Below are 21095 nucleotides of genomic sequence, written 5' to 3' on the forward strand. Positions count from 1 at the left end.
GCCTTTGCAATGCTGGCATGATGCGGGGTTTCGTTTTCTCCAAGCCCACGTGCTCCGCCATGACTGAATCCGTGTCTGAACCGCAAGAACAGAGCGCCGCGCTGCCGGCGGACGCCGCTGCCGGCACCGAGCCGCAGGCTGCAGCCAGCGCCGATGGCCAGGGCCGCAAGCGCTCGCGCCGTGGCGGACGTGGCCGCAACAAGGGCAAGGCCACCGAGCCTGCCGCCGACGCCGCATCCGGCACGGCCGCCAGTGCCGAGGCCAACGCTTCCAGGCCCGTGCGCACCCAGCACCCGCTGCTGGCGCAACTGGCCCAATGGCATCCGAACCTGTTCGGCGAGCAGCCGCTGCCGCTCAAGCGCGGCATCTTCGAAGACCTGCTGGCCGCCCATCCTGAAGCCATTGACCGCGACCAGCTCAAGCTGGCCCTGTCCCAGCACACGCGCTCGAGCCGCTACCTCACCGTGGTGGCCAGCGGCCAGGCCCGGCATGACCTGCAGGGCCAGTCGGTCGAGGCCATGGCGCCCGAGCATGTGCACCATGCGCTGATCGAAGTCTTCCGCCGCCGCCAGCACCGCTCGCCCGAAGACCTGGCGCCCAAGCTGCGCAACCGCATCATCGCGGCCTACGAGGCATCGGGCCTGTCGCGCGACGACTACGCGGCGCGTGTGCAAGGCCGTGACGAGGCCACCAACACCCTGGTGGCCGAGGCACTGGCCGAGGCCGATGCGCGCACCGCACGCGACGAGGCGCTGCTGCGCGCCTTCGAGGCCAGCGGCCAGACCTCCGAAGCCGGCTTTGCCGACATGTACGGCATGAACCCGCGCCAGGTGGCGCAGCAGCTGGAACGCGCCCGCCGCCGCCTGCAGACGCAGGCGGCCTGAGGCACAAGGACCGGCACCAAGGACCGGCGCCAAAGACCGGCGCCAAAGACCGGCAGCACCGCCTGCCGGCACACTCCACCGCCGCGTGCCCCGGCAAGGGCCGCGCCGGTGCACCTGCCCTGGATCACAGGCGGCATCTCTGCAGCGGACCCTTCCGCCAGCACGCAGATGCCCACCAGGGGCGGGCCCGGGGATGAACTGTTTCACGGACGCCGCTGCACCCGGCCACGGGGCGGCGGCGCCTTGCCGTGCGCGCTCGTTCCGGGAAATGAACACGGCGCGCAAGGCACTTCAAAGCAAAAAAGCAAAAGGAGACTTGCGATGTGGCTGGGTTTGTCGTTGTTCTACGTGGGCGCCGTGCTGTGCCTGAACGGCCTGTGGATGCTGGGGCGCATAGCCGACCGGGAGATCTGGGTCATCAACGTGTTCGCGGGCCTGGTCTCGCTGATCATCGGCCTGGCCTCCGCCTTCGGGCCCGAGCCCGATGCGGCTTCGGTCAAGACCGGCGCGCTGACCCTGCTGTTCGCCTTCACCTACCTGTGGGTGGCCATCAACCGCTTCACGGGCGCCGATGGCCGGGGCCTGGGCTGGTTCAGCCTGTTCGTGGCCATCACTGCGGTGCCCGTGGCCATCGACACCCTGCTGGGCGCGCGCACCGCCATCGACTGGTGGATGGCGGCCAACTGGGCGGCCTGGGCCGTGCTGTGGGCCATGTTCTTCGTGCTGCTGGCCCTGGGCCGCAACATCGGCCGCGTGACGGGCGCCCTGTGCATTGCGCAGGGCGTGCTCACGGGCTGGCTGCCGGGCTACCTGCTGCTGGCGGGACAGCTCACAGGCTGATTGCGCAGCGGGCAGGGCGTCAAGCCCCACGCCGCCGTGCATGCGCCAGCGCAGACAGCAGCGCGGCCGCGATGATGCAGGCACCGCCCAGCAGCGTGCGCGGCGTCAGCACCTCGCCTGCAATCAACACCGAGGAGACGCTGGCAAACACCACCTCGGCCAGCATGACCACGGCGGTCACGCCGGCCGGCAGGCGCGCGGCGCCGAACTGCAGCGCCCAGTTGCCCAGCATCAGCAGCACGGCCAGGCCGGCGGCAATCAGCATCCAGCCAGCCTGCGGCGCAGGCATGGGCGGCACCAGCCCCACGCTGCTGCCCGCGAAGGCGCTGGCCAGCCCCATGGCCATGCAGCCGCTGAACATGGCCAGCATGCGCGCCTGCGCCGGCACGGCCTGCAGGCGGCGCAGCAGCACATTGGTCAGCGCAAAGGTAAAGCCGCCGAACAGTGCCAGGCCGTCGGCCAGCGACAGACCGCGCAGCAGCCCGGGCGAGCCGCCGCTGAATGTGCCCTCGGGCACCAGCACCAGCGCCACCCCGCCAAAGGCCAGCAGCAGCCGCGTCAGCGCGGCCGGCGTGGGCCGCTCGCCCAGGATCTTCCAGGCCAGCAGCACTGACCATGCCGGCATCAGATAGAACAGCAGCACCACGCGCACCACATCGCCAATGGTCACGGCCCAGTTGAAGGCGATGTTGTTGCTGCCCGCGCAGGCGCCCAGCAGGATCAGCGCCGGGTACTGCAGCGCCTGGCGCAGGCTGGCCGGGCGCAGCGCCACCAGCCCCGCCAGCACCAGGGCATACATCAGCGCCGTGGCCCACAGCGGATGCAGGCCAGCCTCGTGCATGGCGCGAAACGGCCACCAGGCCAGACCCCAGACCAGGGTGTTGAACAGCAGGGCGAGAACGGGCAGGGGGCTGTGCATGGGGCAATGAAAAACGCCCGGGCAGGCAAGGCCTGCTCCGGACGCCGTGGGGACAAGGGCAGGCTAGTGGCAATCCTTGCGGGCAATCACCAGCAGGCGCTCGACTTCCTCGGGATGGTTGCGCACATTGCTGACGTGCCAGCGGCCGATCAGCCACATGATGCCGGCCACCACCAGGCCGAACACCGTGATGGCGCCGAAAGCCGACAGTCCGAACTTGGTGGACAGCGCATAGAAGGCGCCCAGCGCCAGGATGCAGGCCTGCTCATTGAAGTTCTGCACGGCAATCGAGCGGCCCGCTCCCATGAGGTTGTGGCCGCGGTGCTGCAGCAGCGCATTCATGGGCACGACCAGGAAGCCGCCCAGGCCGCCCAGCAGGATCAGGAAGGGAATGGCCACCCACACGCTCTTGATGAAGATCATGGCGATCACCAGCAGGCCCATGGTGATGCCCAGCGGAATCACGCGCGTGGCGTTGTCCAGCCGCATGCGCATGGACGCGAGGATGGCGCCTGCGGCCGTGCCGATGGCCACCACGCCCACCAGGGCCGATGCCTGGGAGGTGCCGTAGCCCAGGGCCGCCGCGCCCCAGGCCAGCACGATGTAGCGCAGGTTGCCCGACACGCCCCAGAACAGCGTGGTCGTGGACAGCGAGATCTGGCCCAGCTTGTCCCCCCACAGCCGCTGGCTGCAGGTCCAGAAGTCGGGCAGCAGGGCCAGGGTATTGGCCAGCAAGCTCTTGCTGGGGTCCTGGCGCAGCGGGCGCAGGATGGTGTCGGTCAGCGGAATGCGCAGGTTGAACCAGGCGGCCAGCGCATAGACGCCGACCAGCACGGCAATCGCCGCTTCGGCGGCCGTGTCCACGCCGGTATCTATCCAGGGCAGGTCGAAGTCCAGCAGATGGGCCGAGATGCCCGGGCTCAGCAACTGCCCGCCCACGAGCACGCCCAGGATGATGGAGGTGATGGTCAGCCCCTCGATCCAGCCATTGGCCTTGACCAGCTGGGAGGCGGGCAGCAACTCGGTGAGGATGCCGTACTTGGCCGGCGAGTAGGCCGCTGCGCCCAGGCCCACCACGGCGTAGGCCAGCAGCGGGTGGTTGCCGAACAGCATCATCAGGCAGCCCACGATCTTGATCGCATTGCTGATGAACATCACCCGTCCCTTGGGCAGGGCGTCGGCAAAGGCGCCGACGAAGGGGGCCAGGATCACGTAGAACAGCGCGAACATGGGCACCAGGGCGGCGCGCTGCCACTCGGGGGCGCCATTGGTGCGCAGCAGTTCCACGGCGGTCACGAACAGGGCGTTGTCTGCCAGCGAGCTGAAGAACTGCGCTGACATGATGGTGTAGAAACCGCGCTTCATGGATAGGCAGATGGGGTCAGCTGCAGGGCTGCTGACCGGTTAAATAAGGACCCCGTGGCAAGTGACTGGCGGTTATATCACGCGGCCTTTGGCTGGCAGTGCCAGAATCCCAAGCTTCTGACTGAGTGAAAACCATGCCGCGTCCCATTCTTGCCACCATCCATTCCGCCGCGCTTCGCCACAACCTGGAGCGGGTGCGGCAGGCGGTCCCCGATGCCAAATTGTGGGCCGTGGTCAAAGCCAACGCCTATGGCCACGGTATCGAGAACGTGTTCGAGGCCCTGCGCGGCGCCGACGGCTTCGCCATGCTGGACCTGGCCGAGGCCGAACGCGTGCGCCAGCTGGGCTGGCGCGGCCCCATCCTGCTGCTGGAAGGGGTCTTCGAGCCGCGCGACCTGGAGCTGTGCTCGCGCCTGTCCATCTGGCATGCCGTGCACTGCGATGTCCAGATCGACTGGCTGGCCGCGCACAAGACGCAGAACGGCCACCGCGTCTTCCTCAAGATGAACTCCGGCATGAACCGCCTGGGCTTCACGCCCGAGCGATACCGCGCGGCCTGGGCCCGGCTGAACGCCTTGCCCCAGGTGGAGGAAATCTCGTTCATGACCCATTTCAGCGATGCCGACGCAGGGGCCGGACAGCCCGGAATCTCGGCACAGCTGCAGCGCTTTCATGACGCCACGCGCGACCTGCCCGGCGAGCGCAGCGTGGGCAACAGCGCAGCCACGCTGCGCCAGGGCGACGACGCGCTGGTGCGCTGCGACTGGGTGCGGCCGGGCATCGTGCTCTACGGCAGCGCCCCCGACTATCCGCAGCACACGGCGGCCCACTGGGGCCTGCAGCCCACGCAGACGCTGAGCTCGCGCATCATCGGCGTGCAGCAACTGACCGAGGGGCAGAGCGTGGGCTATGGATCGCGCTTCACGGCCGACGGCCCCCTGCGCCTGGGCACCGTGGCCTGCGGCTATGCCGACGGCTATCCACGCCACTGCGGCACGGGCACGCCCGTGCTGGTGAACGGCGTGCGCACCCGCACCCTGGGCCGCGTGAGCATGGACATGCTGGCCGTGGACCTGACGCCCGTGCCCGATGCCGGCATGGGCAGCGAGGTCACGCTGTGGGGCCGCGCCAGCAACGGCGCCGTGCTGCCCATCGACGAGGTGGCCGAGGCCGCAGGCACGCTGGGCTATGAACTCATGTGCGCCGTCGCGCCGCGCGTGAACAAGACCGTCGATTGATCAGGGCGCGGCTTCCACGCTGTCCCTGGCCCGCTCCAGCAGCGCCATCAACTGCTGTTGCGCGGCGGGCTCCCAATCCTTGAGCAGCCGGGCCGCCAGCGCCTGGCGCGACTGGCGCAGCCGGTCGAACAGGGCCTGCCCCTGGGGGCTGAGGCTCAGGCAGCGCACGCGGCGGTCGCGGGCGTCCGGTTCGCGGTCCAGCCATCCCTGCTCCTGCAGCTGCGCCAGCATGCGCGCAAGCTGGGCCTTGTCCATGTGGCTGTGGTCGACCAGATCCCTTTGCGTGCGGCCCGGGTGCCGGCCCACGTACATCAGCACGCGCACCTCGTTGGGCGTCAGCCCGGGCTCCATGGACTCCATGTCCTCGCGCATGCGCGAGCGGAACAGGTGCAGCAGCTCGTGCATGGCCTCGAAGATATCGGCGGGCAGGGAGGCATTCATGGCAGGGTCTTGTGGAAATACGTTGACAAAGTCAACGGATGACAGAGAATTGGTGGACTAAATCAACATTCTAGGCCGTCGCAGGCCGTTTCGCCAATGAACTTGCCCAATCCAGCCACCTCTGCCGTGACACCGGCCCCCGTCGTCCAGCGTGTCCGCCATTCCTTCCGCGCCCGCCATGTGCAATTGCTCTCGCGCGAGCAGCCCAGCCCCGGCTTTGTCCGCCTGACCCTGGGCGGCCCCGATCTGGAGGACTTCGTGAGCGCCGGTTTTGACGACCACGTCAAGCTCATCCTGCCGCAGGCCGGGCGCGAACTGCCCGCGCTTCCCGTGCTGCTCGATGGCCGCCCGACCTTCGTGGAGGACGAGCGCCCCACCTTGCGCGACTACACGCCGCTGCGCTACGACGCCGCGCGCCAGAACCTCATCATGGATTTCGCGCTGCACGATGCCGGCCCCGCCACCGAATGGGCGCTGACCGCACCGCTGGGCCAGTGGGTGGGCCTGGCCGGGCCGCGCGGCAGCCTGGTGATCTCGGCCAACCTGCCATGGCATTGGCTGTTCGGCGACGAGACCGCCATGCCCGCCATCGAGCGGCGCCTGGCCGAGCTGCCCGCCGGCAGCCGCGCCGTGGTGCGCGTGCAGCTGCGCAACCCGGCCGACCGCCGCCAGTGGAGCAGCACGGCCCGGCTGGACTGCGACTGGGTCGAATCGCTGGCCGATGCCGTGCACGCGCTGGAGCTGCCCCAGGACGACGGCTATATCTGGGCGGCGGGCGAGCACAGTGCCATGGCCGAGCTGCGTCGCCTGCTGCTGGCCAAGGGCGCATCGCCCAAGCGCATGCGCGTGGCCTCTTACTGGAAGCAGGGCACGGCCGACCACCATGAAGACCTGAACGATCCCAGCTGACCTTCCTGGAGAAAAGGACGGAAGTACAGACGAAAAAAAGCCCACCGAAGTGGGCTTTTTTTCGTGGTGGTTGCGCGAGAAGGATTTGAACCTCCGACCTTTGGGTTATGAGCCCAACGAGCTACCAGACTGCTCCATCGCGCGGTAATCCGCAGTAATTTCGTTTTCACTGCATTTTCTGCAGCGAAGAAGTGAACTATAACCGATATCTTTCCGTCACGCAACTGCGATAGGCGCGAAACATGCGTGCCAGGGCGGCAGCCACCGCTCGGTATAGTGCTCACCCCATGGCCAAAGACAAAACCACGTTCATCTGCAACGCCTGCGGAGGCACCAGCCCGCGCTGGCTGGGCAAATGCCCGGCCTGCGGGGCCTGGAACTCTCTGATCGAGGCCGTTGCCGAGCCTGCGAGCGCGGGCAAGAACCGGCTCAGCCAGCCCCAGGGCTATGCGGGCCTGGCCAATGTCCAGGCCGTGATGCCGCTGTCGGCCATCGAGGCCCAGGACGTGGCGCGCACGCCCAGCGGCATCGAGGAGCTGGACCGCGTGCTGGGCGGCGGCATTGTCGAAGGCGGCGTGGTGCTGATTGGTGGCGATCCCGGCATCGGCAAGTCCACCCTGCTGCTGCAGGCCATGGACGCGCTGCACCGCGTCGGCCTGCCCACGCTGTATGTCACGGGCGAGGAAAGCGGTGCCCAGGTCGCGCTGCGCTCGCGCCGCCTGGGGCTGGAGGCCAGCCAGGTCAACGTGCTGGCCGAGATCCAGCTGGAGAAGATCCTCGCCACCATGGAGGCCACCCAGCCGGCCGTGGTCGTCATCGACTCCATACAGACCGTGTACTCGGACCAGCTGTCCTCGGCGCCGGGCTCGGTGGCCCAGGTGCGCGAATGCGCGGCCCACCTCACGCGCGCGGCCAAGACCACGGGCATCACTGTGATCCTGGTCGGCCACGTGACCAAGGAAGGCGCACTGGCCGGCCCGCGCGTGCTGGAGCACATGGTGGACACGGTGCTCTACTTCGAGGGTGACACGCACAGCAATTTCCGCCTGGTGCGCGCCATCAAGAACCGCTTTGGTGCCGTCAACGAGATCGGCGTCTTCGCCATGACGGAGAAGGGCCTCAAGGGCGTGACCAACCCGAGCGCCATCTTCCTGTCCCAGCACAGCGAGCCGGTGCCCGGTTCCTGCGTGCTGGTCACGCTGGAGGGCACGCGCCCCATGCTGGTGGAGATACAGGCCCTGGTCGATCAGGGCGGCCCCGCGCCCCGGCGCCTGTCCGTGGGCCTGGACCGCGACCGGCTGGCCATGCTGCTGGCCGTGCTCAGCCGCCACGCGGGTGTGGCCTGCGCGGACCAGGATGTGTTCGTCAACGCCGTGGGTGGCGTGCGCATCAGCGAGCCTGCGGCCGACCTGGCCGTCATGCTGTCCATCACCTCCAGCCTGCGTGGCCGCGCCCTGCCCAAGGGATTCCTCGCCTTTGGCGAAGTGGGCCTGGCCGGCGAGGTGCGCCCCGCGCCGCGCGGCCAGGAGCGCCTGAAGGAAGCGGCCAAGCTGGGCTTCACCATGGCCGTGGTACCCAAGGCCAATGCGCCCAAGAAGGCTATTGCCGGTCTGACCGTGCATGCCGTCGAACGCGTGGACGAGGCCATGAATATCGTCCGAGGGATGGGCTGACGCGCATGCCGAGCGCATTGCGGGGGCATACGCACTGTCCGCAGCGGCCCTGCGGCGCCTCCATAAGACAATCGGCGCCATGAATTTGCGCAATATCCTGATTCCCCTGGGTCTGCTCGTACTGCTGGTGGCTGCGCACCAGTCCTATGGCTGGATGGGTGTGGTCGCCGTGGGCGGCGGCATCATGATGTGGCTGTTGCTGCATTTCACGCGGCTGATGTCCATCATGAGGAAGGCCTCGGACCGGCCCATGGGCTATGTGGGCAGCGCCGTCATGCTCAACGTCAAGCTCAAGCCCAAGGTCTCGCTGATGCACGTGGTGGCCATGACGCGCTCCCTGGGCGAGCGCCTGTCCGAGGAGGGCCAGCAGCCCGAGATCTACCGCTGGACCGACGGCACGCAGTCGTATGTGACCTGCGAGTTCAAGAGTGGCCGTCTCATGAAATGGACCCTGGTACGCCCCACGCCCGAGCCCGAGCAAGAGGCACCTGCGGCCCCCGAGGCAGCCCCTGCGCCCTAAAATACCGGGTTGGTGTTCTGTTCAATACCCCCAAGGATGTTCCTATGAGCCCCGTTGTTCCCTCGATGGCCGACCGTGACGGCAAGATCTGGATGGATGGCCAGCTGGTGGACTGGCGCGATGCCAAGATCCATGTGCTGACCCACACGCTGCACTACGGCTGCGGCGCATTCGAGGGCGTGCGGGCCTACAAGTCCGAGCAGGGCACGGCCATCTTCCGCCTGGAAGACCACACCAAGCGCCTGTTCAACAGCGCCAAGATCCTGCGCATGCAGATCCCGTTCACCCAGGAAGCGGTGAACCAGGCCCAGGTCGAGGTCGTGCGCGCCAACCAGCTGGAATCGTGCTACCTGCGCCCGCTGACCTGGATCGGCGACCGCAAGCTGGGCGTCTCCCCCAAGGGCAACACCATCCACCTGATGGTTGCGGCCTGGGCCTGGGGCGCCTACCTGGGCGAAGAAGGCATGCAGCGCGGCATCCGCGTGAAGATCTCCAGCTTCACGCGCCACCATGTGAACATCACCATGAGCCAGGCCAAGGCGGTGAGCAACTACACCAACTCCATCCTGGCCAACACCGAGGCGCTGGACGACGGCTATGACGAGGCCATCCTGCTGGACGCCTCGGGCTTCGTCTCCGAAGGCTCGGGCGAGAACATCTTCGTCATCAAGGATGGCGTGGTCTACACGCCCGACCTGTCGGCCGGCGCGCTCAACGGCATCACGCGCAATACCGTGATGCACATCTGCAAGGACCTGGGCCTGGAAGTGGTGCAAAAGCGCATCACGCGCGACGAGCTGTACATCGCCGATGAAGTCTTCTTCACCGGCACGGCCGCCGAAGTCACGCCCATCCGCGAGGTGGACCGCATCGAGATCGGCGCGGGCAGCCGCGGCCCTCTCACCGAAAAGATCCAGCAGGCCTTCTTTGACATCGTCAACGGCCGCAACCCCAAGTACGCCCATTGGCTGACTCGGGTCTGAACATCCCTAGAGACCCACGAAAGAGATAAGCAAGCATGACAACGAATGCCACCGTCGAACTGGCGACCAAGGACCTCAACGCCCAGGGCGGCGTGTTCTGCCCCAGCCCCAAGGCCGACATGAAGCTGTGGAACAGCCATCCCAAGGTCTACCTGGACGTGGCCCACACCGGCGAAGCCAAGTGCCCCTACTGCGGCACGCTGTACCGCCTGAAAGCCGGCGAAGTCTTCGCAGGCGGGCATTGAACAAAGCGGGCCTCGGCCCGCTTTGTGTGTCTCAGCGCGCCGACAGCGCGCGGCTCCAGATGCTGCCGGGCGCAGCACCTCCGTGCAAAGCCAGCATGTCCGTGAAATGGCGCCGCTCCCCGCCGCGCAGCTTGACGATGGGCGCCGCCACCTGCGGCGCCTTCGCCAGGCACAGCTGGGGGTAGAGCAGGTACCACTTCCAGCGCAGGGCAGAGTGATAGAAGAAGGCCGTGTCCTCGGCCTTGAACAGCGTGAGCCGGGCATCGGGCAGGCGCCGCATCACCTGCTGGGCCGTCACATGGATCAGAAGGTAATTTGGATCGGGAATGCCCTGCAGCACCTCGGCGGCGTCGGGCCGCGACTGCAGGCGCTGCAGATAGGCCTCGGGGCCGTCCACGATCAGCGCCTGGTGAAACTCCTTTTGCCATTCCGATACAAAGCGCGAGCCGGCCGGAGCGCAGAATGACCAGCTTTCGATCACGGGGTAGCGCCTGTCCCTGGTGAAGCCCTCAAGGTAGAAGCCTGCCAGCTCGGCAGCGCCTGCGCCGGGGGAGGCGCTCATCCAGTCCAGCGGCGCGGTCAGCAGCGTGGTGGCGTCGAACCAGTAGCCGCCGTGGCATGCCACCAGGTACAGGCGAAGCCAGTCCGATTGCTTGGTGGGATGGAGTTCGGCAAACGCCGCAGGAAGGTCGCCGCAGGCGACGTACTGGCCCAGGTTCTCTGGCGTCACGACGATGACCTGGTGATCCGGGCACTGCCGCCGCCAGCTGTCCACGCACTGCTGGACGAAGGGATCCAGGCCGGACTGGTTCCAGTATGTCCAGATCGTTTTCGGGATTTCCGCTGCAAGACCATCGGCTGCCGGGGGCGATGGGGGCAGCTGCAAGGGCGCAGGCATGGTGTAATCTGCGCCGATTTTGGAAGGCGCCGCCCAGCGATGGAGCAGCCTGAATAAGACCGCAGGAATTTTTTTCATGAGCGGATGGAAAGCGGAATGCCCGCATTTTGGGGCAGAAAGTTGCGGTCTTGATGAGATTTGACAAGTCGAAGCTGCCAGGGCTCCTCACGACCCTGGCCGCTATTTTGGTGCCCGGGCTGGCCTTGTGGCTGCGCTCGGGCTATTCCTATGGCGCCGGCCTCATGGTCCTGGGCGCCCTGTGTTTTCTGCCTCGCTGGGTCAGATACCGGCAGTCCAACGGCACCTGGCTGCTGGTCGCGCTGTTCATGGGCATGGCGGTGATGTGGTACTTCCTGTCCGTGCTGGACGGGGGCACCGGGCAGTTCGACCGGCCCGTGAAATTCATCCTGGGCGCGGTCAGCCTGCTGTTCGCCATGTGCTATCCGCCCACGGCGCGGATCTTCCTGTGGGGCATTCCGCTGGGCAGCGCAGGCGCGGGCTTCATGGCCCTGTGGCAGGTCTGCGTGCTGGGCATGGAACGGGCCACGGGTTACACCAATGCCATCCAGTGGGGCAACATGGCCTTGCTGCTGGGCTGCTTCTCCTGCATCTATGCCGTGTCCTTCTGGCACCAGCGCTCCCTGCTTTGGCGCCTGCTGGTGCTGGCGGCCGCCGCGCTGGGGGCGCTGGCTTCGCTGCTGTCGGGCTCGCGCGGCGGGTGGCTGGCGCTGTTGCCCATGTTCTTCATGCTGATGGTCCTGGTGCGCATGTACCGTCCGCAGTACTTCGGGCGCCTGTTGCTGGGCTGCGCTGCAATTGTGGTGGCGCTGGCCACCGTGATGGCCTTCATCCCGCGCGTCAGCGAGCGCGTGGATGAGGTCTACCTGGATGTGAGCACCTACCTTCATGCCGGCAACTCCAACACCTCGCTGGGCACCCGGCTGGAGCAGTACCGGCTGGCCGTGCAGATGATCGGCGAGAAGCCGCTGCTGGGCTGGGGCATGCAGGGCTATGTGGACGAGATGCACCGGCGCGTGGACGCCGGCAGCTATGGCCAGTCCATCCGCGAATACAACTTCATCCACAACGACTTCCTGGACATCTGGGTCAAGCTCGGCGTGCCGGGCGTGCTGCTGCAGGCGGCGCTGTTCATCTCGCTGCTGTGGCTGTTCTGGCCCTCGCGGCGGCGCATGGCGCTGTGGCCTGCGGACAGCACCCCCTGGCGCGAGGCCCTGCTGCTGCGTATCCTGGGCAGCCTGATGCCAGCCATGTACCTGGCGTTCGGCATGTCACAGCAATTTTTCGTGCACAACAGCGGCATCGTCTTCTTCGTCTTCCTCGTGGTGGCCCTGTGGTCATCGCTGCATGGCCTGGAAAGGGCCAGCGGAGCCGTGCGGTGACGGAGCGCGCCACCACGGCCCGGCCCCGGGTGCTGCACTTCGTGACGGGCGGCTTCTCGGGTGCCACCCAGGTGGCGGTGGATCTGGTGTCGGCGCACCGCGCGTCGGGCCGCTTCGACGCCAGGCTGGTGCTTCGGCGCAAGCGCAATACCTCCGATGAACGCGTGCAGAAGCTGCGCGACGGCGGCATCGATGTCGACGTGGTCGCCGGCTGGTCCCATGCCGCCACCGTCTGGCAGCTGCGCCGCATCTGCCTGGACTTTCAGCCGGACATCGTCGTGGCCCATGGGTTCAGCGACCACCTCTGGGGCCGCTTTGCCGCGCTGTGGGCCGGCGTGCCCTGCCTGGTGCATGTGGAACACAACTCGCGCGAGCGCTACACGCGCTGGCGGCTGGCGCAGGCCCTGTGGCTGACCGAGCGCACGGCCGCCATCGTCGGGTGCTCCGAAGGCGTGCGCCAGAGCCTGCAGGACCGCGGCTTTCCTGCAGCCAAGCTGATGGCCATCAGCAACGGCATCCGGCCCGAGCCCTATCTGCAGGAGCCGCCCCCCTTGCTGCAGCGCCGGCCGGACATCGTCATGGCCGCGCGCTTTGCGCGGCAAAAGGACCATGCCACCTTGCTGCGCGCGCTGGTGGTGCTGCGACAGCGCGGCCTCAAGCCCACGCTGACCCTGGCCGGCGGCGGCAAGGCGCGTGCCCAGCAGGCGGCGCAGCGGCTCAGCGCCGAACTGGGCCTGCAGGACCAGGTGCAATTCATCGGCATGTGCAACGACGTGCCCGGCCTGCTGCGTGCGCACCGCGTCTGCGTGCTGTCCACGCACTACGAGGGCATGCCCCTGTCCCTGCTGGAAGGCATGGCAGCGGGCTGCGTGGTGGTGGGCAGCCGCGTGGTGGGCGTGCAGGAAGTGGTGCGGCCCGGCGACAACGGCCTGCTGGCCGCGCACGCCGACCCCGAATCGCTGGCCGACGCCCTGCAGCAGGCGCTGCAGGATGACGAGGCCGCCGTGCGCATGGCCGCCACCGCGCGGCAGGAAGCCCTGTCGCACTACAGCCTGCAGCGCATGACCGGCCAGTACGAAGACCTGTTCGCCCGCCTGCTGCAGGGGGAGCGTCCGTGACCTGGCTCAGCATCCTGGTGCCCGTCTACAACGTGCTGCCCTACCTGGAGGAATGCCTGCAGTCCGTCATGGACCAGGCCGATGCCGGCGTGCAGGTGCTGGTGCTGGACGACTGCTCCACCGATGGCTCCTGGGCCCTGATGCAGCAGCTGGACCAGCGCTGGCCCGGCCGCCTGCAACTCATGCAGCACGAGCGCAACGCCGGCCTGAGTGCGGCGCGCAACACCATGATCGATGCGGCCACGGGCGACTACCTGTGGTTCTTGGACTCCGACGACAAGCTGCTGCCAGGCGCGATTGCCGGGCTGTCGGCCATCGTGAAACAACATGCGCCCGATGCCGTGCTCTGCGACTTCTCCGTCTGGCGCGAGGCCCCGCGCCTCAAGCACCGCCTGCGCGGCGAGGCGCACCGGCACAGCTTTCAGGGCCCCACGCTGCAGCGCTCGCAGGACCGTGGCGCCCTGCTGGCCGGCCTGCTGCGCACGGGCCAACTGCATGCCTGGTCCAAGATCTCGCGCCGCAGCCTGTGGGATGCCGGCCTGCGCTTTCCTGCAGGCCGCTACTTCGAAGACATGATGACCATGCCGCAGATGGCGCTGCGCTGCAGCAGCTTCTACTACTGCCCCCAGCCCTGGGTGGCCTACCGGCAGCGTGCCAACTCCATCCTCGCGTCCATGACGCCTGCCAAGGCGGCAGACCAGTCCGCCGCCCTGTGGCCCCTGGCGCAAGCCGTGCAAGCCCTGCAGGATGATGCGCTGCGCAACGACGGGCGCCTGCACTTCGCCTGGGCGCACCAGGCCGCGCGCAACCTCATCGGCGCCCTGCGCTTTCTCGACCGGCAGCGGGACATGCCGCCCGCGCAGCGGCAGGCGCTGGCGCAGCAGTTCCTGGCGGACTTCGGCCGCATCTCCCCGCTGTCCCTGCCGGCCCTGCGCCAGGCCTATCTGCGGCGCGGCTGGTGGCTGCGCGCATGGAAGCTGCGCAGCTGGGAGCGCCGCGCGCAGCAGCTGGGAACACCGGGAGCCCCAGCATGAGCGGCCTGAAACTGAAAACCCGGGGCGAGCTGTGGCTGGCGGCCGGCATGCGCCGCTTCTACGCCACCTTCCCACGCCGCCTGGAGCAGGGCCCCGCGCCCGACTTCCGCAGCCATGACATCGGGCCTGCGGCGCCCGTGCCGGTCTCCACGCCCATTCCCCGCATCATCTGGGCCTACTGGAACGGCGACTCGGTGCCGCTGCTCATACAGCGCTGCTTTGACAATTGGGCCCGCCTGAACCCCGGCTACAGCCTGCGCATCCTCAACGACGCGCAACTGCCGCAATACGTGCCGCAGCTGCCCGGCAACCTGCAGCAGCTGCCCGTGGCCAAGCGCTCGGACTGGCTGCGGCTGGAATTGCTGCACCGCCATGGCGGCATCTGGCTGGACGCCAGCACCATCCTCACCGAGCCGCTGGACTGGCTGCTGGAGCAGCAGCAGCGCAGCGGCGCCGACCTCGTCGCCTATTACCTGGAGCGCTACACCCGCGACCCGCAGGTACCCGTGGTCGAGAACTGGCTCATGGCCGCGCCCCCGGGCAGCGCCTTCATCGCCGCACTGCACAAGGAATACGTGGAGCAGGTCCTGCCGCAGACGGGCGAGGCCTATATCTCCCAGCTCCAGCAGGCCGGCGAATACGAGCAACTGCGCCAGGGCATCGACATGCCCGCCTACCTGAGCATGCACCTGGCCATGCAGCGCGTGCTGCGCGCCGGCGGCAGCTACCGCCTGCGGCTGGCCAAGGCCGAGGACGGCCCCTTCTTCCTGCACGTGCAGGGTAACTGGGGCCGCACCCCGCTCAAGATCCGCCTGATGTTCTCCCGCACCGAACAGGCGCCCGTGCCGCTCATCAAGCTGCGCGCGCCCGACCGCAAGAAGCTGGACCTGTACCTGGAGCGCGGCCTCTACGTGCCCGACAGCATCGCCGACCGCTATCTGCGGGGCTGAGCGGCGAGCGCGGACTGGGCCATCAGCCCAGGGCCGTCTCATGCAGGTAATCCCACAGCACCCCTTGGCCCGCACGTTTGAGGATCACGACTGAGCGGCGCGAGGTCTCCACGCCGTCCAGGCGATGGGTTTCCAAGTAGCGCATGGCCAGGCCGGCCGCGTCCCGCCATACGGGCTGCATGTCGGAGACGGATATCTCCAGCCCTGGCCGCTGGCCGGCCGCGCGCCGAAACATCTGTTCCACATCGTCCAGGCCGACAAGCCTGCCCGTGGTGGTCACCATGCTGAACTCCGGGCTGAACTGCGGCATCAGCGCCTGCAGCGCAGCCTGTGCGCCCGCTGGTTGGGTGAAGACGGTGTGGATCAGCTCGTGCACCCGGTGGATGCTGCGTTCGGCGATGCCGATGTCAATGTCACGGTCGATGGGCTTGTTGTCTTGCATGGTGGTCCTTGGGAGTGTGCAGCGATCGCAGTTGCAGCAGGGGCACAAGCCCTGCCAGCGATGCGATCAGAAACGTCATGTGATAGGCCCGGCCTGCGTCCAGGCGGGTGGCGAGCGTGTTGAAAACCATCAGGAAAAACGCAGCGCCCACGCTGAAGGCCATCTGCCGGTTGAGGTTCCAGATCACGCTGGCCTGCTGCGTCTGCCGGCCATCGAAGTCCAGCAGCGCCGTCGTCTGCGCGGTATTGGCCCCCAGGCCGCCGCCCAGGCCCATCAGCCCGTAGGCGGCCGCCAGCAGCCAGGGGTCGGCAGGGGCTGCCACGGCGGCCAGCGCCGCAATGCCCAGGCTGTGCAGCACCATGCTGGCGATGAACAGGGGCCGTGCGCCCGCGCGGTTGTACAGCCGGCCGCCCACCAGCATGGACACCAGTGCGCCGCCGGCGTAGACCATCATGAATCGGCCTGTGGCCTGCGCGCTCAGGTGCAGCATGTCCTGCAGGTAGAAGATGTTGAGCAGGTTCACGCCCGTGAACACGCCGGGAATGGCGTGGTAGACGGCCACCGACATGCGCAGGCGCGGGCTTTTGAGCAGTTGCAGTTCCACAATGGGGTGGGCCGTCTTGCGGGCATGGATGGCATACAGCACCGTGAAGGCCAGGCCCGCCGCCATGCCCAGCCAGGCCAGCGCCAGGCCCTGGCCCGAGCCTTGGCCTGCGCCATAGAGCGACATGCCCAGCAGCCAGGCGGCCAGCGCGGCGCTGACCAGCACCAGGCCCCTGAGGTCCGGCCGCTGCCGGGCCGTGGCCGGTGCATCGCGCACCCACAGCCAGGCCAGGCCTGCGGCGGCCAGGGCCAGCGCAATATTGGAATGGAACACCCAGCGCCAGGAGCCGTGGTCCACGATCAGCCCGCCCAGCCAGGGCGAGAGGGCCGGTGCAATCAGCGCCACGGCCATGACCAGCGTGGAGACACGCGCGCGCTCCGGTCCCTGGAACCGATTGAAGGCCAGGGCCTGGCCCACGGGAATCACCAGGCCGCCCGCCATGCCCTGGATGAAGCGCCAGCCCACCAGCTGGCCGAAGCTGCCCGCCTCGCCGCAGGCCCAGGCGGCCAGGGCGAATGCCAGCATGGAGCCCGCCATCAGCCCGCGCGCGCCCCAGCGGTCGGCCAGCCAGGGGGCGAGGGGAATGGCCAGCGTCAATCCCAGCATGTAGGCATTGGCCACCCAGGCCCCGGCCGAGATGCCCACATGGAACTCGGCCGCAATCGTGGGCAGCGCGACGGCGGGCATGAAGATGTTGATGCAGTCGACGAAAAAACCCATCAGGAAAACGGTGGCCAGGCGGTATCGGTATGTCATCTTGCGCTTTCAGGAGGGGCAAGACTAAAGAGCTCGGGCGGCCACGTCGATGGGGCTATGCTGGACTCTTTGTTTGACTGGATTGAACAATGACCCCCGCAAGCCCGGCCATGCACACACTGCTCCACCGCGCGCAGACCTTTCTGGCCGTGGTGGATTTCGGCTCGTACACCAGGGCGGCGGACTTTCTGGGCATCAGCAAGGCCATGGCCAGCCTGCATGTCAAGGCGCTGGAAGAGGCGCTGTCGGTGGCCCTGCTGGTGCGCAACACCCGCAGCATCGCCCTGACGGAAACCGGGCGGGAGTTCTACGACGAGTTCAAGGGCATCGTCCGCGACGTGGGCAGCGCCTTCGACAACGCCATGCACAGCGGCAACCGCATCGCGGGCCGGCTGCGCATCAGCACCACCAGCGAATACGGGGAGAAGTACATTCTTCCGCTGATCCCGGCCTTCCTGGAGCGCTACCCGGGCATCTCGGTGGCCTATGACGTCAACTCTTCACTGAGCGACCTGGTGGCCGAAAAGCTGGACCTGGTCGTGCGCCTGGGCCATCTGGCGGACTCCAGCTTCAAAAGCCGCAGGCTGGCCGGCTACGACATCGTGCTGGTGGCCTCGGCCGCCTTCCTGCGCAGCCATCCCGTGCGCCAGCCCGAAGACCTGGCAGACCTGCCCTGGATTGCCAACAGCAACCTCGCCCATCCCACGGCCTGGACGCTGCGCACTGCCGGTGGCCAGGGCGTGGACGTGGTGGGCCGGGCGGCCCACCAATCCAACTCCTCCACCGCCATCCGTGCCCTGGCCCGGTCCTCGCTGGGCGTGGCGGTGCTGCCTGCGTGGTTTGTGGAGGACGACCTGGCCGGCGGCGTGCTGCAGCGCGTGCTGCCCGACCACGCCCTGCCGCCCCAGCCCATCAGCGTGGTCTTTCCCGACAGCAGCCACCTGCCGCGCAAGACCCGCGTGTTCATCGACTTCCTGTGCGAGCACCTGGGCCGGGATTGAGGGTGCGGCTGGCCGGCCCGCCCTGGCCCCGTTAAACTGGCCGCAAGCCGAAAGGCCCGGTGCGTAGAAACACCTTTGAACCAGCGTGCAGCCCCCACCGTAAAGCGGGGCTTTGTCATACCCAATTTCAGGATGTGCGCTTGCGCACGTCCGCAAGTTATGGGGTGTGGTGGGGGCTACCCGTAAGGATGTCCGCATGGCTGGTTCCATGTTTCTAACCGCCACACTCCACCCGTTGTGCGTAGAAACGCAGCGCGTGGTTCTTCAGTCTCAACCAGGAGCTGCAGCCATGAACGTATTCACCTTGTCCGGCCTTTTCCGACAGGAGGGCTGACCCCATGACATCCCGCAAAAACACTGCCGACGCGGCAGTGCAGGCGCAGCCGTTGCCCAAGCGGCCGCAAGCCGCAAGGCCTTCCGACTGGCCCAGCGCCTGGCAGGCCATGCATGTCTGTCTGGTCGTCATCGAGGGGAGGCTGGTCACCCTGGCCGAGGTCTGTGGCAAAAAGCCCGACCGCAAGGCCCGCCAGTTCGACGTGGAATGCGCGGTGGAGCTGGCGCTGGCGCACATACGCCGCATGCGCGCCGACCCGCCGGACAGCCACCAGGCGTTCGAGCAGCAGTGGCACCTGGCGGCCTGCGCCATCGAACTGGCCGATGGCGCCTACCGCTTCCCCCGCTCGCGCTACGGCCGCCTGCTCAAGCGCACCCGCTGGCATTTCGACCTGCTCAGGGACCTGGTGGAACGTGTGGAGTGGCAGCACCGGCGCGGCTGAGCCGCAGGCGGCAGCTCAGGCCAGCGGCAGCCGCAGCACGAAGCAGGCGCCCGGCTGGCCGTCGGCGCGGCCTTCGCAGTGCACGCTGCCGCCGTGGCGCTGGGCGATGGAGCGCACCAGGGCCAGGCCCAGGCCCACGCCGCCCGAGCGCTCGCTGGCGCCGGGCAGGCGGAAGAACTTCTCGAAGATGCGCTCGCGGTGGGCCGGCGCCACGCCGGGGCCATGGTCGCAGATGCGGATCTCGGCCATGGCGTCCTGGCGCGCCAGCTCCAGCGTGATGGCGCCCTGGCTGTAGCGGCGCGCGTTCTCCAGCAGGTTGCGCACGGCGCGGCGCAGCAGCTTGGAGATGCCGGGCACTTCCAGCGCGTCGGTGGACTGCAGGTCCAGATCGGCATCCACGCGCGCGCATTCCTCGGCGGCCAGGCCGATCAGGTCCACGGGCTCGATCGTGCCCACGTCGCCTTCATAGGTCTCCAGCCGGCTGGCCAGCAGGATCTCGTCCACCAGCTGGTCCAGCTCGCTGATGTTGCGCTGGATCTCGGCGCGCGCGCGGGCGCTGGCCGGGTCGTCGCCCATGAATTCCAGGCCCATGCGGATGCGCGTCAGCGGCGAGCGCAGTTCGTGCGAGGCATTGGCCAGCAGCGATTTGTGCGAGGTCACCAGGGTCTCTATGCGCGCGGCGGCGGCGTTGAACTGGTGGGCCAGGTCGGCCACCTCGTCGCTGCCGTGCTCGGGCACGCGCACCGACAGGTCGCCCTCGCCAAAGCGCTTGACGCCGCGCTGCAGGTTCTCCAGCCGCTTGAGCAGGCGGCGGATGATGGGGAACACGCCCACGGCCACGGCCACGCCCACCAGTCCCAGCAGCCAAAGGAAGCCGAAGGGCGGGCGCAGCCAGAAGGCGGCGGCGCCGTCGTGCGGCGGGCGGTCGCCGCGCGGCGGGCGCGGCGCCATGTGCAGCATGTAGGTCTGGCCGTCCGTGCCTTCGATCTCGAAGCGCAGCCCCTCCTCGGGCGGGCCGGGCAGGCGCCGGGCGCGGCCCTGGGCGATGACCTTGCCGTCCGCATCGCGCATGGCCACGTCGCGCGAGGGCGGCGAGCTGGCGCTTTGCACGTTCTGCGCGTTCTGCTCGGCCGCGATCTGCCAGGCCCAGGCCACCGTCAGCGTGAGCACGGCCACGCCGCCGACCACGGCCAGCCAGATGCGCAGGTACAGGCGCTGGGAGAAGAGGGACAGCAGCTTCATTCGCTTGGCTAGTCTTGTTGTTTGGCGAAGACGTAGCCCACGCCGCGCACCGTCAGGATGCGCTTGGGCGCCTTGGGGTCGGCCTCGATGGCGGCGCGGATGCGGCCCATGTGCACGTCGATGGAGCGGTCGAAGGCCTCCAGCTCGCGGCCGCGCACGGCCTCCATGATCTGGTCGCGCGTGAGCACGCGGCCCGCGCGCTCGGCCAGCGTGACCAGCAGGTCGAACTGGTAGGAGGTCAGCTCGCAGGGCTGGCCCGCCACGGTGACGCTGCGCGCGTCGCGGTCGATCTCCAGGCTGCCGAAGCGCAGTGCCGTGGTCGGCTGGCCTGCGGCCGAGCCCTCGCCGCCGCCGCGCCGGCGCAGGATGGCGCGGATGCGCGCCAGCAGCTCGCGCGGCTCGAAGGGTTTGGGCAGGTAGTCGTCGGCGCCGATCTCCAGGCCGATGATGCGGTCCATGGGGTCGCCCTTGGCCGTGAGCATCAGCACCGGCACCTGGGCTGCGGGGCCGGGCAGGGCGCGGATGCGCCGGCAGACCTCCAGGCCGTCCATGTCGGGCAGCATGAGGTCGAGGATGACGAGGTCGGGCAGGTCGGCGCCCGGCACGCCGTCGGCGGGCTGCAGCTGCTCCAGGCCGCTGCGGGCGTCGCCCATGTGCGTGACCTGCAGGCCGTTGTTGCCCAGGTAGTCACCCACCATCTGCGCGAGGCGGGTGTCGTCTTCGATCATCAGAAGATGGTGCGTACTCATGGAGGGCAGTGTATTCATGCTGGGGCCTGGCGTCGTATTGCGACGATGCTCGCAGCGCCCCGTCAGCCGTGCTTGTCGCTTGCGTAAAGTTCGGTAAAACAGCGCAGC

Annotated in this window: 22 protein-coding genes and 1 tRNA gene; 14 read left to right on the forward strand and 9 right to left on the reverse strand. The window is 68.1% G+C overall.

All coding sequences use genetic code 11. The annotated features are described in order from the left end of the window. Nucleotides 1–17 precede the first annotated feature (17 nt). Both KDK82_RS25275 and KDK82_RS25280 read left to right on the forward strand, forming a co-directional pair. Complete coding sequence (locus KDK82_RS25275) at nt 18–884, forward strand: ProQ/FinO family protein (protein ID WP_034397802.1); 867 nt, start codon at nt 18–20, stop codon at nt 882–884. 321 nt (nt 885–1205) lie between these two features. Beyond that, the gene (locus tag KDK82_RS25280) at nt 1206–1724 is read left to right on the forward strand and encodes an AmiS/UreI family transporter (RefSeq protein ID WP_013800183.1); all 519 of its coding nucleotides are present in this window, start codon (nt 1206–1208) and stop codon (nt 1722–1724) included. Nucleotides 1725–1743: 19 nt separating this feature from the next. Here the strand turns inward: KDK82_RS25280 and KDK82_RS25285 are convergent, their stop codons facing one another. Next, entirely contained in the window at nt 1744–2643 is a 900-nt protein-coding gene (locus KDK82_RS25285) for a DMT family transporter (protein WP_034397804.1), read from the reverse strand. A 63-nt stretch (nt 2644–2706) separates the two neighbouring features. Beyond that, the gene (lplT, locus tag KDK82_RS25290) at nt 2707–4008 is read right to left on the reverse strand and encodes a lysophospholipid transporter LplT (RefSeq protein WP_034397807.1); all 1302 of its coding nucleotides are present in this window, start codon (nt 4006–4008) and stop codon (nt 2707–2709) included. A 134-nt stretch (nt 4009–4142) separates the two neighbouring features. On the opposite strand from lplT, the gene alr reads away from it, so the two are divergent. Further along, nucleotides 4143–5246, forward strand: coding sequence for an alanine racemase (alr, locus tag KDK82_RS25295; protein WP_088166569.1), 1104 nt, complete (start codon nt 4143–4145; stop codon nt 5244–5246). Here the strand turns inward: alr and KDK82_RS25300 are convergent, their stop codons facing one another. Beyond that, nucleotides 5247–5687: a MarR family winged helix-turn-helix transcriptional regulator gene (locus tag KDK82_RS25300; protein ID WP_012202251.1), complete on the reverse strand. Its 441-nt coding sequence runs from the start codon at nt 5685–5687 to the stop codon at nt 5247–5249. 96 nt (nt 5688–5783) lie between these two features. Here KDK82_RS25300 and KDK82_RS25305 point away from each other — a divergent pair, with 96 nt between their 5' ends. Beyond that, complete coding sequence (locus KDK82_RS25305) at nt 5784–6596, forward strand: siderophore-interacting protein (protein WP_034397812.1); 813 nt, start codon at nt 5784–5786, stop codon at nt 6594–6596. 67 nt (nt 6597–6663) lie between these two features. On the opposite strand, the gene KDK82_RS25310 is transcribed toward KDK82_RS25305, so the two are convergent. Further along, a tRNA-Met gene (locus KDK82_RS25310) sits at nt 6664–6740 on the reverse strand. A 143-nt stretch (nt 6741–6883) separates the two neighbouring features. On the opposite strand from KDK82_RS25310, the gene radA reads away from it, so the two are divergent. The 4 genes from radA (at nt 6884) to KDK82_RS25330 (ending at nt 10017) form a co-directional block, all read left to right on the forward strand. After that, nucleotides 6884–8269, forward strand: a complete 1386-nt coding sequence (gene radA, locus KDK82_RS25315) for a DNA repair protein RadA (protein ID WP_034397813.1) — start codon at nt 6884–6886, stop codon at nt 8267–8269. Between the two features lie 79 nt (nt 8270–8348). Continuing rightward, entirely contained in the window at nt 8349–8789 is a 441-nt protein-coding gene (locus tag KDK82_RS25320; protein WP_088166570.1) for a glycerate kinase, read from the forward strand. A 44-nt stretch (nt 8790–8833) separates the two neighbouring features. Then, nucleotides 8834–9772: a branched-chain amino acid transaminase gene (locus KDK82_RS25325; RefSeq protein WP_034397818.1), complete on the forward strand. Its 939-nt coding sequence runs from the start codon at nt 8834–8836 to the stop codon at nt 9770–9772. Nucleotides 9773–9807: 35 nt separating this feature from the next. Then, nucleotides 9808–10017 (forward strand): zinc-finger domain-containing protein, encoded by a 210-nt coding sequence (locus KDK82_RS25330; RefSeq protein WP_088166571.1) that lies wholly within the window; start codon nt 9808–9810, stop codon nt 10015–10017. Nucleotides 10018–10048: 31 nt separating this feature from the next. Here KDK82_RS25330 and KDK82_RS25335 read toward each other — a convergent pair whose 3' ends face one another. Then, nucleotides 10049–10915, reverse strand: coding sequence for a capsular polysaccharide synthesis protein (locus KDK82_RS25335; protein WP_088166572.1), 867 nt, complete (start codon nt 10913–10915; stop codon nt 10049–10051). A 131-nt stretch (nt 10916–11046) separates the two neighbouring features. On the opposite strand from KDK82_RS25335, the gene KDK82_RS25340 reads away from it, so the two are divergent. From KDK82_RS25340 to KDK82_RS25355, 4 genes are read left to right on the forward strand one after another with little or no spacing between them, the layout of a single operon-like run. Continuing rightward, on the forward strand, nt 11047–12315 hold the full coding sequence (locus tag KDK82_RS25340; protein ID WP_063327727.1) for an O-antigen ligase: 1269 nt from the start codon (nt 11047–11049) through the stop codon (nt 12313–12315). After that, a complete protein-coding gene (locus tag KDK82_RS25345; protein ID WP_088166698.1) occupies nt 12312–13433 on the forward strand; it encodes a glycosyltransferase in 1122 nt (373 codons plus the stop codon). The genes KDK82_RS25340 and KDK82_RS25345 overlap by 4 nt, the downstream gene beginning before the upstream one ends. Continuing rightward, on the forward strand, nt 13430–14467 hold the full coding sequence (locus KDK82_RS25350) for a glycosyltransferase family 2 protein (protein WP_088166573.1): 1038 nt from the start codon (nt 13430–13432) through the stop codon (nt 14465–14467). The genes KDK82_RS25345 and KDK82_RS25350 overlap by 4 nt, the downstream gene beginning before the upstream one ends. Next, nucleotides 14464–15417 (forward strand): glycosyltransferase family 32 protein, encoded by a 954-nt coding sequence (locus tag KDK82_RS25355; RefSeq protein ID WP_088166574.1) that lies wholly within the window; start codon nt 14464–14466, stop codon nt 15415–15417. Before KDK82_RS25350 ends, KDK82_RS25355 begins: the two co-directional genes overlap by 4 nt. 22 nt (nt 15418–15439) lie before the next feature. Here the strand turns inward: KDK82_RS25355 and KDK82_RS25360 are convergent, their stop codons facing one another. Together KDK82_RS25360 and KDK82_RS25365 are read right to left on the reverse strand one after the other, a co-directional pair. Continuing rightward, nucleotides 15440–15859: a DUF4440 domain-containing protein gene (locus tag KDK82_RS25360; RefSeq protein ID WP_088166575.1), complete on the reverse strand. Its 420-nt coding sequence runs from the start codon at nt 15857–15859 to the stop codon at nt 15440–15442. Further along, nucleotides 15831–17219: an MFS transporter gene (locus KDK82_RS25365; RefSeq protein ID WP_088166576.1), complete on the reverse strand. Its 1389-nt coding sequence runs from the start codon at nt 17217–17219 to the stop codon at nt 15831–15833. Before KDK82_RS25365 ends, KDK82_RS25360 begins: the two co-directional genes overlap by 29 nt. A gap of 110 nt (nt 17220–17329) precedes the next feature. Between KDK82_RS25365 and KDK82_RS25370 the strand changes: the two genes are divergently transcribed. Then, entirely contained in the window at nt 17330–18220 is an 891-nt protein-coding gene (locus KDK82_RS25370) for a LysR family transcriptional regulator (protein ID WP_256974553.1), read from the forward strand. Nucleotides 18221–18558: 338 nt separating this feature from the next. Then, entirely contained in the window at nt 18559–18996 is a 438-nt protein-coding gene (locus KDK82_RS25375; protein ID WP_043821895.1) for a hypothetical protein, read from the forward strand. Between the two features lie 15 nt (nt 18997–19011). On the opposite strand, the gene KDK82_RS25380 is transcribed toward KDK82_RS25375, so the two are convergent. Both KDK82_RS25380 and KDK82_RS25385 read right to left on the reverse strand, forming a co-directional pair. After that, nucleotides 19012–20238 (reverse strand): ATP-binding protein, encoded by a 1227-nt coding sequence (locus KDK82_RS25380; protein WP_013800196.1) that lies wholly within the window; start codon nt 20236–20238, stop codon nt 19012–19014. A gap of 8 nt (nt 20239–20246) precedes the next feature. Further along, a complete protein-coding gene (locus tag KDK82_RS25385) occupies nt 20247–21005 on the reverse strand; it encodes a response regulator transcription factor (RefSeq protein WP_088166578.1) in 759 nt (252 codons plus the stop codon). Between the last annotated feature and the right edge of the window lie 90 nt (nt 21006–21095).

The organism is Delftia sp. K82 (assembly GCF_002193035.1).
Lineage (GTDB): Bacteria > Pseudomonadota > Gammaproteobacteria > Burkholderiales > Burkholderiaceae_C > Comamonas > Comamonas acidovorans.